General features: G+C 63.1%; 9 protein-coding genes and 2 pseudogenes. 7 read left to right on the top strand and 4 right to left on the bottom strand.

Going from position 1 to position 13,217, the window contains the following annotated elements; genetic code table 11:
• Window positions 1–14 precede the first annotated feature (14 nt).
• Window positions 15–1,988, top strand: a complete 1,974-nt coding sequence (locus tag EJ077_RS03920) for a tripartite tricarboxylate transporter permease (RefSeq protein WP_208699787.1) — start codon at window positions 15–17, stop codon at window positions 1,986–1,988.
• A gap of 98 nt (window positions 1,989–2,086) precedes the next feature.
• Here the strand turns inward: EJ077_RS03920 and EJ077_RS03925 are convergent, their stop codons facing one another.
• A complete protein-coding gene (locus EJ077_RS03925) occupies window positions 2,087–3,556 on the bottom strand; it encodes a class I adenylate-forming enzyme family protein (protein ID WP_208699789.1) in 1,470 nt (489 codons plus the stop codon).
• Entirely contained in the window at window positions 3,553–4,608 is a 1,056-nt protein-coding gene (locus tag EJ077_RS03930) for a phosphopantetheine-binding protein (protein WP_208699791.1), read from the bottom strand. The genes EJ077_RS03925 and EJ077_RS03930 overlap by 4 nt, the downstream gene beginning before the upstream one ends.
• 301 nt (window positions 4,609–4,909) lie before the next feature.
• Here EJ077_RS03930 and EJ077_RS03935 point away from each other — a divergent pair, with 301 nt between their 5' ends.
• The 5 genes and pseudogenes from EJ077_RS03935 (at window position 4,910) to EJ077_RS03955 (ending at window position 10,944) form a co-directional block, all read left to right on the top strand.
• Window positions 4,910–6,238, top strand: coding sequence for an NAD(P)H-dependent oxidoreductase (locus tag EJ077_RS03935; RefSeq protein ID WP_208699793.1), 1,329 nt, complete (start codon window positions 4,910–4,912; stop codon window positions 6,236–6,238).
• A gap of 2 nt (window positions 6,239–6,240) precedes the next feature.
• Window positions 6,241–7,269, top strand: coding sequence for a thiamine pyrophosphate-dependent dehydrogenase E1 component subunit alpha (locus EJ077_RS03940; RefSeq protein ID WP_208699795.1), 1,029 nt, complete (start codon window positions 6,241–6,243; stop codon window positions 7,267–7,269).
• Window positions 7,269–8,267, top strand: coding sequence for an alpha-ketoacid dehydrogenase subunit beta (locus EJ077_RS03945; protein WP_208702900.1), 999 nt, complete (start codon window positions 7,269–7,271; stop codon window positions 8,265–8,267). Before EJ077_RS03940 ends, EJ077_RS03945 begins: the two co-directional genes overlap by 1 nt.
• A 3-nt stretch (window positions 8,268–8,270) precedes the next feature.
• Window positions 8,271–9,657: pseudogene (locus EJ077_RS03950) on the top strand (pyruvate dehydrogenase complex dihydrolipoamide acetyltransferase).
• A gap of 171 nt (window positions 9,658–9,828) precedes the next feature.
• Window positions 9,829–10,944, top strand: a complete 1,116-nt coding sequence (locus EJ077_RS03955) for a DUF930 domain-containing protein (protein WP_208699797.1) — start codon at window positions 9,829–9,831, stop codon at window positions 10,942–10,944.
• 32 nt (window positions 10,945–10,976) lie between these two features.
• Here the strand turns inward: EJ077_RS03955 and EJ077_RS03960 are convergent.
• Window positions 10,977–11,201, bottom strand: a pseudogene (locus EJ077_RS03960) (HAD family phosphatase); the annotation flags it as partial.
• 177 nt (window positions 11,202–11,378) lie between these two features.
• Between EJ077_RS03960 and EJ077_RS03965 the strand changes: the two are divergent.
• Entirely contained in the window at window positions 11,379–12,452 is a 1,074-nt protein-coding gene (locus EJ077_RS03965) for a DUF930 domain-containing protein (RefSeq protein ID WP_208699799.1), read from the top strand.
• Here EJ077_RS03965 and EJ077_RS03970 read toward each other — a convergent pair whose 3' ends face one another.
• The gene (locus tag EJ077_RS03970) at window positions 12,453–13,127 is read right to left on the bottom strand and encodes an HAD family hydrolase (protein ID WP_208699801.1); all 675 of its coding nucleotides are present in this window, start codon (window positions 13,125–13,127) and stop codon (window positions 12,453–12,455) included.
• Between the last annotated feature and the right edge of the window lie 90 nt (window positions 13,128–13,217).

A 13,217-nucleotide genomic window follows, 5' to 3' on the forward strand; every position in this document is an offset into this window, starting at 1 on the left:
GGCGAGGCTCAACGGTGGATCTGATCCTCACCGCCATTGTCGAGATGGCCCAGCCGTTTCGCATGCTGATGCTGGTGACGGGTGTTTTCGTCGGCCTCGTCGTCGGCGTCGTCCCGGGCATTGGCGGGTTGTTCGCGATGGCCCTGCTGATCCCGATGACCTACAACATGGATGCCTATGCCGCCTTCGCGCTCCTGCTTGGCATGGGATCGGTCAACACCACCTCGGACACGATCCCCGCGATCCTGTTCGGGGTTCCGGGCTCGGTAGGCGCGGCGGCAACGGTGCTGGACGGCCATGCCATGGCCAAGAAGGGCGAAGCCGCGCGCGCCTTCGGGGCCTCCTATTCCGCGTCGATGATCGGCGGCGTGTTCGGCGCGCTGGTGCTTGCCGCGGCTATTCCCGTGATGCGGCCGCTTGTCCTCTATTTGAAGACGCCCGACTTCTTCGCCATCTGCGCCTTTGGCCTCTCCATCGTGGCGATGCTGGCCGGGAGCCAGCCGCTGAAGGGGCTGGCGGCAGCCATGTTCGGCATGCTCACCTCCTTCGTGGGCATCGACAAGATCGCCGGCATCGATCGATGGACCTTCGGGGAAATCTACCTCTGGGATGGCCTGCCGGTCGCACTGGTGTTTCTCGGCCTGTTCGGCCTGCCGGAACTGGCTTCGCTCCTGTTGCGCGGTTCCATCCAGGGCAATGCGGAGAGTCCGACTTATGCCGGCATGTGGCAAGGCATCAGGGACACGCTGCGGGAATGGCCGCTGGTCCTGCGGTGTAGCACCATCGGCTCCCTGCTTGGCGCGGTTCCCGGTGTCGGCATCGCGGTGCTGGACTGGATCGCCTATGGCTATGCGTCGCGCCGGCCAGGCTCGGGACCGAGGTTCGGCGAGGGCAATGTCAGGGGCGTCATTGCTCCCGAGAGCGCCAACAATGCCAAGGAAGGCGGCTCGCTCATTCCGACCATCGCCTTCGGCGTGCCGGGTTCGGCCTCGATGAGCATCCTGCTCGGCGCCTTTGTCGTCCATGGGCTCGTTCCCGGCCCCGACATGCTGGGCAAGAATGCCGCGCTCACCATGTCGATGGTGTTCAGCATCGCCGTGGCGAATATTGTGGGCGCGGTGACCTGCCTTGTGCTGACCCGGCCGCTGGCGCGGGTGGCGCAGGTTTCGGCCGCCATACTGGTGCCGTTGGTGGTCACCTTCATCGTGGTTGGCGCATACCAGACCAATATGAGCGCCTTCGATTTCGCGCTGGTCATCGGCGTCGGCGCCGTCGGCATGGCGATGAAGGAACTCAACTGGCCGCGCTCGGCCTTTTCACTGGGATTCGTGCTCGGACCCAGCCTCGAGAACTATTTCTTTCTCGCCTATCAGATTTCAGGCTGGTCGTGGCTTGCCCAGCCGCTGGTGCTGATCCTGCTTGGACTGGCCGTGGTTGGTGTCGTCAGGCAGACGCTGTCATGGATCAGGGCCAGAAATCCCGGCGGCCCACTGCCGCCCGCGCTGCCCGACCTTGTCGCTGGCGCCACGATGACATTGCTGGCGTTTGCCGCGCTGGTGACCGCCGCAACCGGCTTTCCCTTCGAGGCGGCCGTCTTCCCGATCATCACGGCTGGATTGTTGATGGTGTTTTCGTTGGTGACGACAGTGCAAACGACCCTGCAATGGCGAAGGCGGGCGACGCCTATCCCATCCGCGCCTGACGGAATACCGGGCGAATGGTCGCCGGCGTCGGAACCCGCCATGAAAGGCAATCTTGCGATTATCGGCCTTTGCCTGGCCCTGGCCTTTCTGATCCTTTTGGTCGGCCATCTGGCGGCGACTTTCATTTTCGTAGCCGGCAGCATCATGGTGCTTGGCGTGAAGTCCTGGCGGTCACCACTGGGGATCGCCGCCGCCGCGACGGCCTTTGTCTATTCGGTCTTCGATATGCTGGCGTCCCAGCCCTGGCCGACGCCGTGGCTCGCCGGCATCGGAGGGATTTTCTAGAGCGGTTCAGTGTTTGATAGAATCTCTGACCCGCTCTAACTTCTTGTTTTTACGCAAATCCGGACGGAAAACCGCTACGCACTTTTCCTGGAATTGCTCTAAGAACCTGTTTGCGCCAGCGTCTCGACCAACTGGCGGCGCAGCAGTTTGCCGTTGCTGCTGTAAGGCAGCGACGCGACGACCCTTATTTCGCGCGGCCGCCGGTCGGACGCGATGTTGGCGCGCATGAAAGCCTGGAATTCCTCGACCGTTCCCAGGTCGGAGACGATGAATGCGGCGATTTCCTGCCCCATGGTCTCGTCTGGAAAGCCGGCCACGGCGACGTCCTGCACCTTGGCATGGGTGCGGATCAGTTTTTCAAGCTCCTGCGGCGCGACGTTGACGCCGCCGCGGACGATCATGTCGGCTTCCCGGTCGACGATCGTTATAAATCCGTCGGCGTCCAGAAATCCGATGTCGCCGGGGATGCCCCAATCGGAACCCATGATCTGCGGATCGACGAAAAGGCGATTGCCGGGCATCAGAACGGCGGACGCCATCGTCGGTGTCCGGGCCTTGATCAGCCCGCGCTCACCGTGTGGCAATACGTGTCCGTTCGCATCGAGGATCTCGACCTGTACGCCGGCCACCGGACGGCCGGCACTTTCGGGCTTTGCCAGAATATCCGCCCCCCATAGCGAGGATATGATGCCGGTAAGGCTCGAGGAATAGCTGATCCGGTATCCAGGCGAGAGATAGCGGTAGGCGGCTATCTTGTCTTCGCCCCTGGCCGGCCCGCCTATGCTGTAGAGAACGGAGAGCTCCGGAAGCAGGTGGGTCGCGCGCTCGCCTGCTTCCCTGACCATCCGTGCAATCACCGACGGCGCCAGCGCCGTGCCGCTTGCCTTGAACGACAGCAGCGCCTCGATGAGTTCCGAGGGGGTGAACAAAGGCGGGAAGAACCTGACGACGCCGCCGTAAAGCAGATAGCCCAGGACCTGGTGGCGCATTGCCGAGTATGACAGGGCCATCGGCGTCAGGAATCGCTTGGCGGTTCCCTCCACCACGCCGCGGCGCGCCGCGATGCGCCTGGCGAGAGCCTCATGCGACTGCGTGTAGGCCTTTGGATCGCCTGTCGTGCCGGACGAGAAGATCAGGAAGGCCGGACTGGCGTCATCCATCGGGGCGTTGGCGTCGAATCCTGGCGCCGAGGCCGATTTCCAGCCGGCGTCGAAAAGCGCGTTCGGATAGACCTCGTCGCCCGGCATGGCGCGGCTTTCGAAAACCATTTTCAGGCCGAAGTCGAGGGCCTGCCTGGCACGCTGGCTCCTGGGCGTTCGAAAATCGACAACGACAGGGGTGGCGCCAATTTTCCAGCAGGCAAGGATGGACAGCACCACGTCGATGTTGTCGACCATGGCGAGGCCGACGCGGTCGCCCGGCCCAATGCCCGATGTGCTGAAATTGGCGGCAAGATGCCCGCTCTGCGCCAGCGCCTGGGCATAGGTGATATCAGACCGGTCGCTGACCATCGCGACCTTGTCGCCATGGGCGGCGAAGGCCTCCAGTATCTGCCGGCCAAAACTCATTGGCGAGGCAGGATTTCGCGCGCGGCTTGGCCTCGGGCGGAGAGGAACGTCACGATCTCCGCGTCGATCGCATCCATGTTGGCCTTGCGGAATTTGTTGTGCGTGCCCGGCATGACGACCGTCTTCACGCTGGCCTGATCGGATGCCCAGCCCTTGTAATCCTTCACGGTCGTGGCGCCCCATTCCGAACTGGCGAGGATGAGGATGTCGCAGGGATAGGACGAGGGCACAAAGCCGGCCGCGGCCCGCAGCAACGCGCTCTTGTAGGCTTTCTTGCGCAGATGCCGCCCCAGACGTGTCTGTCCGAGGCCGACCGTCTTCAGCGTGTCGCGCAACAGGCGCCAGTAGATCACCTTGCGGGCGATATCGCGCCGCCTCCTCTCGGTGAGGCGATCGTCGGGCATTGGTTTCAGCCAGGCCGAACCTGGCGACGGCGGATCGATGAGCACTATCGCCGGCCGCTTGCCCGTCGCCTCGTGGCTCAGCCGGCCGACCTCGATTGCCAGCAAGCCACCCACGCATATGCCACCGATGATCTCGGGATGCCTGCCGGTCACCGAGGTCAGGGCTTCAAAATAGTTGGTGCCAATTTCGGCCATGGTGGAATAGGGCGTCTCGCCGGGTTCCGTGCCCATGCCACGCACCGCCATGATTGCGTATTTGTCTTTCAGACGCCTGCTGAAGCGATTGGCGAACAAGGCCGAGCCGGTGATGCCGTGGATCATCGCGATCGGCTCCTGGCCGACGCTGCCGGACACCGGCACGATCAGCTCGCGGGCCGGATGCTCCGGTACCAGCGACGCGACCAAGCGGCCGAATTCGCGCGGTGTCTGCGCTTCGAGCAGGACGGAGGTCTGCAATTTGACGCCGAACCGCTTCTGCACGGCAAGCACCAAAGTCTCCGCCATCAGCGAATCGCCGCCGAGATCGAAGAAATTGTCGTCGAAGCCGACTGCCGGTACGCCCAATTCCGCGGCGAAGATGCCGGCAATCGCATGGGCCGGGCCATCGCCCGGCGCTGCCACAGGTCTAACCCGTTGTTGGACGTTCATCGGAAGCCCCTAACCGATGCATGTTCACTGCCAACGCTTTTACGCAGGGTAACGGCTCCTAACAAGTGTCCTGTGCGCCATAGGACGGGACGCACGCGCGCCGCCATTGCGTGCCGTCTCGTCACGGCAATGTGGAATTACGCGGTTTGCCGGCTCTCGACCGGCTTTTTCTGCCGTGCTGAACGCATTGTGAAAGTGCTGCAAAAGTGCGCAGATTTGGACATTAGTCTTGACAGAAATACAGATGTTCAATACCCGTCAGGCAATTGAACAAGCCTGGATTATGGGAGGAATGAGCGGTATGGCTTCCAATGTTTCGTTGACGGGCCTTGCTCGCGATCTCGAGGAACGCGGCAAATCGGGCAAGCCGATCCGCATCGGTCTGATCGGGTCGGGCGAGATGGGAACCGACATCGTCACCCGTGTCGCCCACATGTCGGGCATCGAGATCGGCGCGATCTCCGAGCTGAACCTGCCTGCAGCCAGCAAGGCGGTGGACATTGCCTTCCAGGAAACCGGCCATGCGCGCGAAGTGTCGAACGCTTCGGCGATGACGGCTGCCATGGAAGCCGGCAAGGTGGCGGTCACCAATGACGCCAGCCTGGTCATCAACAATGATCTTATCGACGTCGTCATCGATGCCACCGGCGTTCCCGCCGTCGGCGCCGAGATCGGTTTGCGTGCCATGGAGCATGGCAAGCACCTGGTGATGATGAATGTCGAGGCGGATGTCACCATCGGCGCTTATCTGAAGAGCGAAGCCGACCGGCTCGGCGTCACCTATTCGCTGGGCGCCGGCGACGAGCCGTCCTCCTGCATGGAGCTGATCGAATTCGTCTCGGCGATGGGCCATCCGATCGTCGCCGCCGGCAAGGGCAAGAACAATCCGCTCAACATCGACGCCACGCCGCCCGCCTATGAGGAAGAGGCCAGGCGCCGCCACATGAATGTACGCATGCTGGTCGAGTTCGTCGACGGCTCGAAGACGATGGTCGAGATGGCGGCGATCGCCAATGCCACCGGACTGGTGCCCGACAAGGCCGGCATGCATGGCCCTGCGGCGACGCTTGGCGAATTGAACAAGGTCCTGGTGCCGCAGAAGGATGGCGGCGTGCTGTCCAGGGTCGGCGTCGTCGACTATTCGATCGGCAAGGGTGTCGCGCCCGGCGTCTTCGTCGTCGCCGACATGTCGCACCCGCGCATCTCGGAGCGCATGGAAGACCTGAAGATGGGCAAGGGCCCGTATTTCACCTTCCACCGTCCCTATCACCTGACCTCGCTCGAGGTGCCGCTGACCTGCGCCCGCGTCGTGCTCTACGGCAAGGCCGACATGGTGCCGCTGGCCAAGCCGGTGGCCGAAGTGGCCGCGGTTGCCAAGAAGGACATGCAGCCGGGCGAGAAGCTCGATGCGATCGGCGAATATTGCTATCGCGCCTGGATCATGACGGCGCCGGAAGCGCATGCCGTCAGGGCCATTCCTTGCGGCTTGCTGCAGGGCGGTTCGGTGACGGCGCCGATCAAGAAGGGTGAGTTGATCACCTACGCCAATGCCGCTCCCGCTCCAGGCTCCAAGATCGCCGAACTGCGCGCCCGCCAGGACAAGCTCGTCTACGGAACCGTGGAGGCGTGATCATGGCCGGAACCAGCAAAGCCGTCGCGGACAGCCGCGCCAACCTGCCTTTCGTCTATCGCCAGTACAGCGCCGAGCAGTTGAAGCAGGTGCTCTACAAGATGTACCTCATCCGCCGCTTCGAGGAGGGCGCGGAGGAAAGCTACACGCGCGGCCTCATCCACGGCACCATGCATCTGTCGATCGGCCAGGAGGCCAGCGCCATGGGCATCTGCATGCCGCTTGGCGAGGATGACCAGATCACCTCGACGCATCGCGGCCATGGCCACTGCATCGCCAAGGGCGCCGAGGTCAAGCGTATGTTCGCCGAGTTCTTCGGCAAGACCACCGGCTACTGCAAGGGCCGCGGCGGCTCGATGCACATCGCCGATGTCGCCAAGGGCAATCTCGGCGCCAACGGCATTGTCGGCGGCGGCATTCCGATCGCCGTCGGGGCGGCCCTCTCCTCCAAGATGATGAAGACCGGCAAGGTCGTCGTCTCCTTCTTCGGCGACGGCGCCAACAATGAAGGCGCCTTCCACGAGGCGCTCAACATGGCGGCGGTGTGGAAGCTGCCGGTCATTTTCGTGTGCGAGAACAATGGCTACGGCATGTCGACATCGACGGCCCGGTCGACGGCAGTCAAGAACATCGCCGACCGTGCCGCCGCCTATTCGATGCCTGGCGTCATCGTCAACGGCAACATCTTCTCCGAAGTCGCCGAGGCGTCGTACAAGGCGGTCGAGCGGGCACGCGCGGGCGAGGGGCCGACGCTGATCGAGTCCAAGACCTACCGCCATCGCGGCCATTCCAAAAGCGATCGCAATCGCTACCGCACCAAGGAAGAGATCGAAGACTGGATGTCGAACCGCGACCCGATCACGCTGTTCGAGAACGAGCTTCGGGAATTCGGTTTCATCGACGACAAGGGCATCGAGGCCATCCGCGACGCTGTGGCGCAAGAGATTGCCGACGGCATCGAATTCGCCAAGGCGAGCCCTTCGCCCGACGTCGGCGAGACCGGAAATTACGTGTATACGGAGCAGGCGTGATGGACGCGATGGTGCGTGAACTGAGCTACGCCCAGGCGATCCAGGAAGCCATGGCGATCGCCATGGACATGGATGAGCGCGTCTTCCTGATGGGCGAGGATATCGGCGTCTATGGCGGCGCCTTCCAGGTGACTGGCGACCTGGTCGATCGTTACGGCGCGGACCGGGTGCTGGACACGCCGATCTCGGAACTGGGTGGTGCTGGCGTCGCAGTTGGCGCTGCCGTCACCGGCATGCGGCCGATCTTCGAATTCCAGTTTTCGGATTTCGCCACGCTGGCCATGGAGCAGATCGTCAACCAGGCGGCCAAGATGCGCTTCATGCTGGGCGGCGAGGTTTCCGTCCCTGTCGTCATGCGCTTCCCCGCCGGCTCCGGCACGGGCGCCGCCGCGCAGCACAGCCAGAGCCTGGAAGCCTGGCTCGGCCATGTGCCGGGCCTGAAGGTCATACAGCCGGCAACACCGTATGATGCCAAGGGCATGCTTCTGGCAGCTGTCGCCGATCCGGATCCGGTCATGATCTTCGAGCAGAAGCTGCTCTACAAGATGAAGGGGCCGGTTCCCGAAGGCTATTACACCGTGCCGATCGGCAAGGCCGACATTCGCCGCGAAGGCCGCGACCTCACCATCGTCGCCACCTCGATCATGGTGCAGAAGGCGCTTGACGCCGCCGCCACGCTTGAGGCCGAGGGCATCGACGTCGAAGTCGTCGATCTCAGGACGATCCGGCCTATGGACAAGCAGACCGTCATCGACAGCGTCAAGAAGACGTCGCGGCTGATGTGCGTCTACGAAGCCGTCAAGACGCTGGGCATCGGCGCCGAGGTCAGCGCCATGATCGCCGAGAGCGAGGCGTTCGATTATCTCGATGCGCCGATCGTGCGACTGGGCGGCGCGGAAACGCCGATCCCCTACAATCCGGAGTTGGAAAAGGCCACGGTGCCGCAGGTTCCCGACATCATCATCGCCGCGCGCGACCTCGTGAAAGGGGTTCGCTGAGACATGCCGACTGAAGTCATTCTTCCCAAGGTCGACATGGACATGGCGACCGGACAGATTTCGCGCTGGTTCGCCGAGGAAGGCGCGCACGTCAAGAAGGGCGACGTGCTGTTCGAGATCGAGACCGACAAGGCCGCGATGGAGATCGATGCGCCTGCCAGTGGCGTGCTTCGCGACGTGACCGGCAAGGAAGGCGTCGACATTCCGGTCGGCGCGCCGGTTGCCTGGATCTATGCCGATGGTGAAGCCTATGCGGCAATCTCGCCCCTTGAGGGCGAGATGTCGGCAAAGCCGACAGAGGGGGGCGCCTCAGGAGGCACCTCTCTTGCGCCGAGACCGGTCGAACCGACCCCACCCGACCGGCCTTCGGCCGGCCACCCTCCCCTCGAGGGGAGAACGCGTGCTACACCCTTGGCGCGGCGTCTGGCCCGTGAGGCGGGTCTGAATCTCTCCGGCATATCAGGCACCGGCCCATATGGCCGCGTAGTCAAGGCGGACGTTGACGCCGCACTTTCCTCCCCCTCGAGGGGAGGTGTCCGCGAAGCGGACGGAGGGGGTCGCCTCAGAAGGAGCCTCCTTTGCGCCGAGTCCGGTCGAGCCGACCCCACCCGACCGGCCTTCGGCCGGCCACCCTCCCCTCAAGGGAGAGGGGGAGGTGCTGAAGCTGTTCGAGCAAGGCTCTTATGAGCTCGTCCCCCACGACAACATGCGCAAGACCATCGCGCGGCGCCTGGTCGAGGCCAAGACCACCATCCCGCATTTCTACCTGACGCTTGATTGCGAGCTCGATGCGTTGCTTTCGCTGCGCACGCAGCTCAACGCCGCGGCACCGGTGAAAAAGACCGACAAGGGTGAGGCGCCCGCCTACAAGCTGTCGGTCAACGACATGGTGATCAAGGCGATGGCGATGGCGCTGAAGGCGGTGCCGGATGCCAATGCCTCCTGGACCGAGAGCGCCATGGTCAAGCACAAGCATGCCGATGTCGGCGTCGCCGTCTCGATCCCCGGCGGCCTGATCACGCCGATCATTCGGCATGCGGATGAAAAGACGCTCTCCGTCATCTCCAACGAGATGAAGGATCTGGCCAGCCGTGCCCGCAGCCGCAAGCTGAAGCCGGAGGAATACCAGGGCGGCACGACGGCGGTTTCCAATCTCGGCATGTTCGGCATCAAGGACTTCGCCGCCGTCATCAACCCGCCGCATGCGACGATCCTGGCGGTCGGTGCCGGCGAGGAGTGGGCCGTGGTCAAGAACGGCGAGATCAAAATTGCCACAGTGATGTCGGTGACGCTGTCGACCGACCATCGTGCCGTCGATGGAGCCTTGGGGGCGGAACTCTTGGTCGCCTTCAAGAAGTTGATCGAAAACCCGATGGGCATGCTGGTCTGAACGGTTTTCCGCGCTGCCTGCGGAGTATGCCGGCAGCGGAAAGCGGGTTGACAGCAGGAGCCTGAGCCGCCCCGAGCGTGACATCCAGATCACTTAACCGTTAAGGGCAAAATTGCGCCAATCCAGTGCTCGCGCTTGAAGCCGCCGCTATTTCATTCCACATCGGTCTGGATGAAGGGCGAGACAGGCGAATGGCGTCGGAACCTGCTGTGGGGCTTGTCCGCATCGCTGATCCTGCATGCGTTCATCGCAGCGCTCCTGATCTACGGCCTGCCGAGGTCTTCCCAGGAGCCGCAGCAGGAACAGCCGATCACAGTCGCGCTCGTGCCTCCGCCCGATCAGCCGAAGCCGAAACCTGTTCCCCCACCGCCAAAGCAGCCCAAAGCCGAAAAGCCGCCGGAACCCAAGGTTGAAAAACCGCCCGAGCAGCCGCCCAAGCCGGTGAACACTCCGGTTCTGAAGCGCGTTTTTCAATATGGCGAAAAGGATACGGGGCCTGAGAAATCTCTCGACGGCGGCAGCGCTCAAGTCAATGCACCGTTGCCGGCCAAGGATGAGCCCGCGAAGCCTCCAGTCGAACCGAAGCCCGCGCCGACGCAATCCGCCGCGCCTGTAAATCCCGAGCAACAGGCAGCCTCAAACAAGGCCGACGAGAGGCCGGCAACCGCCGTGCCGGACGAAAAATCCGCGCAAAGCGAGGAAAAGCCGGCGACTGAGGACACCGACAAACAGCAAGCGGCGCCGCAAACCGGCGAAAAGCAAGCGGCCGTAGCGCCAAGGCCATTGGCTGCCGAGGCCGGCGACAGACCGGCGTCTCCATCCTCGGAAGAAAAGGCAAAGCCTAAACCCGCAAAGCCGATGAAGTTCAAATCCGCAACAGCCTTCAAAGCCCCAGGCGGGAAGGCGGGAAGGTCAAATCCCACCAACACCGAGGCTGCGGGATCGCCGATCTACTCCGGCCTTCCGGGCGTCAGAAAGCTTTACTCGCAGGGCGCGACCGGCAATGCGCTGGCCACAAGCTCCATGGACAACGTGCCGCGCGATCAGCGCGTTGCCAACCTTTGCGGCAACGTTCTGGACCAGGAATTGCAGAGTGCCGATTATTCGCCCAAATGGGTGCCAACCATTCCGCTGAAGCTGGGCAACGTCCTTAACCCTCCGCAGGCCGCCTTCAGCACCAGAACCCAATGGTACAGTCTCAACTTCCGGTGCGAGGTCGACTCCGATGCGACAAGGGTCCTGTCCTTCAACTTCCGTGTTGGGTCATTGATCCCGCCCGGCGAATAGGCCAGCCATGGATTCACTAAGTATCCGCTAAATTAGGCCGGCACGCCGAGCCGAGACAATTGCCGGCTAACTTCTTGCCCGTCGGCGCGGATGAAATCGGCACCAGCCGCCGTCGGCCGCGCTGCATGCTCGGCACAGCTATGGCCGCCGCCGGTGTGGCCGATCGCCGTCACACCGGCAGCAACCGCCTCCTGGATACCGAATGGCGAGCCGTCGATGACGATGCAGTCGGCCGGATCGGCCCCATCCTGGCGGCTAACTGGCTGATCCCAAGTCTTGATGGGTCGGATCGCAGCCGCTCGTTGGGACGCCCACCGCCTTGGTCGGGCCGCCCTGCGCGGGGTCATCCAGATCACCAAGCTGTCAGCGGTTAAATAGCGCCAATCCGGTGCCCGTGCTTGAAGCCGCCGCGATTTCATTCCACATCGAAGGCGATGAAGGACGAGGTACGAGAACGGCGTCGGAATCTGTTGTGGGGCGTGCCCGCATCGCTGATCCTGCACGTGCTCATCGCGGCGATCCTGATATATGGCCTGCCAATTCCTCCCCAACAGCCACGGGAGGAGCAGCCGGTCAATGTCGCGCTCGTGCCGCCGCCCGATCAGCCAAAGCCGAAACCTGTTCCGCCGCCACCGGAACCGAAGGTCGAAAAGCCGCCTGAGCAGAAGGTTGAGAAACAGCCTCCGTCGGAAAAGCCCCCGCCAGTCGAGGTCCTGAAGCCCGTTTTTCAGTTCGGCGACAAGGATACCGGCCCGAGGAAATCCCTGGATGGGGCCAGCGCTCAAGACAGCTCGCCATCCCCGGCCAAGGATGACCCTTCGAAGCCGCCGGTCGAACCGAAGCCCGCGGAAAACCAGCCTGCCGCGCCGCCAGACTCCGATCCAGCCAAGGCCGACGAGAAGCCGGCGGACTCGAAGCCCACACCGGACGCGCAGAAGCAGGCAGCTTCAACCGAGGACGTGGATAAACAACAGGCAGCCAAACAGGAGGCGGAAAAGCAGGCGGGGCTCGACGCCGCCAAGCAACAGGGCGCGATACCAACGCCGTTGGCTACCGATGGCGAGATCGAGCTTCCCACATCAGCCGAAGCGCCAAAGCCCAAACCAGCAAATGCGCCGAAACCCGAGGTCTCGAAGTCTGCGCCGCAGCGCGCCTCGGGCCTTCCAGGTGTTCGCAAGCTCTTCTCGCAGGGTGCCACTGACGATGCGCTGGCCACGACCTCGATGGGTGGTTTGCCGCGCAGTCAGCGAGGAGCCAAACTTTGTGCCAGTGTGCTGCAGCAGCAATTGCTGGACGCCTCTTACTTTCCCGACCTGATCCCAAGTATTCCACTTAGGGCGGGCAATGTTGTTGACGGCTCGGATGTAGCCTTCCGCACCACAACCACCTGGTATCATTTGGACTTCCGGTGCGAGGTCGACACCAATGCGACGAGGGTCCTTTCCTTTAATTTCCGTGTGGGGCCAGTGATCCCGCGCGACCAATGGGCCCGCCTTAGGCTTTACTAGCTACGCCGGCACGCCCAGCCCCGACAATTGCCGGCTAACTTCATTCCAGTCGGCGCAGACGAAATCGGCACCGGCGGCCATCAGTCGTGCGGCGTGCTCCGCATAAGTATGTCCGCCACCGGTATAGCCGACCGCCGTCATGCCGGCGGCAACCGCGCCCTGGATGCCGAAAGGCGAATCCTCGATGACGATGCAGTCGGCGGGATTGGCGCCCATCGCGGCCGCGGCGAACAGGAAAATATCAGGCGCGGGCTTGCCGTTCTTGACCATCGAAGAGCTGTAGATCGCATCGCCGAAGAACCGCGCCAGCCCGGTGATGGCCAGGCTGTGGTTGATGCGTTCGACGGAGGATGACGAGGCAACGCAGCGGTCGCTGTCGAGCGTCTCCAGGAATGCGGCGATTCCCGGTGTCGGCTTCAATTCCTGCGAAAACAGGATCTTGGTCTCGGCCCAGATATCGCTGTCGGCGGCCGCGGGAAACTGATGGCCGGTCAATTCCTTGATCCTGACGATGATGTCGGCCTGTTTCATGCCGACGCACTGCGCGATGATGCCGCCGTGAACGCCTGGCATGCCATGCTTTTCATAGACGCGCTCGTAGGCCCTGGCGGCCAAGGGCTCGCTGTCGACGAGAACGCCGTCGCAATCGAAGATGATGGGCCTTGCTCGCGCCACGCGCTTGTCTCCTCAACTCAAATTTCGCACATCGCTATCGGCAAAAAGTCAGATGTTCAATAGCGCGGTGTTTTTTGGGGACATGCGAAA

Source organism: Mesorhizobium sp. M8A.F.Ca.ET.057.01.1.1 (genome assembly GCF_003952565.1).
GTDB lineage: Bacteria > Pseudomonadota > Alphaproteobacteria > Rhizobiales > Rhizobiaceae > Mesorhizobium.

Bases quoted from the DNA above. Each gene is read 5' to 3' on its own strand.
- EJ077_RS03925 (WP_208699789.1), bottom strand. From the start codon at position 3,556: ATGAGTTTTGGCCGGCAGATACTGGAGGCCTTCGCCGCCCATGGCGAC.
- EJ077_RS03930 (WP_208699791.1), bottom strand. From the start codon at position 4,608: ATGAACGTCCAACAACGGGTTAGACCTGTGGCAGCGCCGGGCGATGGC.
- EJ077_RS03935 (WP_208699793.1), top strand. From the start codon at position 4,910: ATGGCTTCCAATGTTTCGTTGACGGGCCTTGCTCGCGATCTCGAGGAA.
- EJ077_RS03940 (WP_208699795.1), top strand. From the start codon at position 6,241: ATGGCCGGAACCAGCAAAGCCGTCGCGGACAGCCGCGCCAACCTGCCT.
- EJ077_RS03945 (WP_208702900.1), top strand. From the start codon at position 7,269: ATGGACGCGATGGTGCGTGAACTGAGCTACGCCCAGGCGATCCAGGAA.
- EJ077_RS03955 (WP_208699797.1), top strand. From the start codon at position 9,829: ATGAAGGGCGAGACAGGCGAATGGCGTCGGAACCTGCTGTGGGGCTTG.
- EJ077_RS03965 (WP_208699799.1), top strand. From the start codon at position 11,379: ATGAAGGACGAGGTACGAGAACGGCGTCGGAATCTGTTGTGGGGCGTG.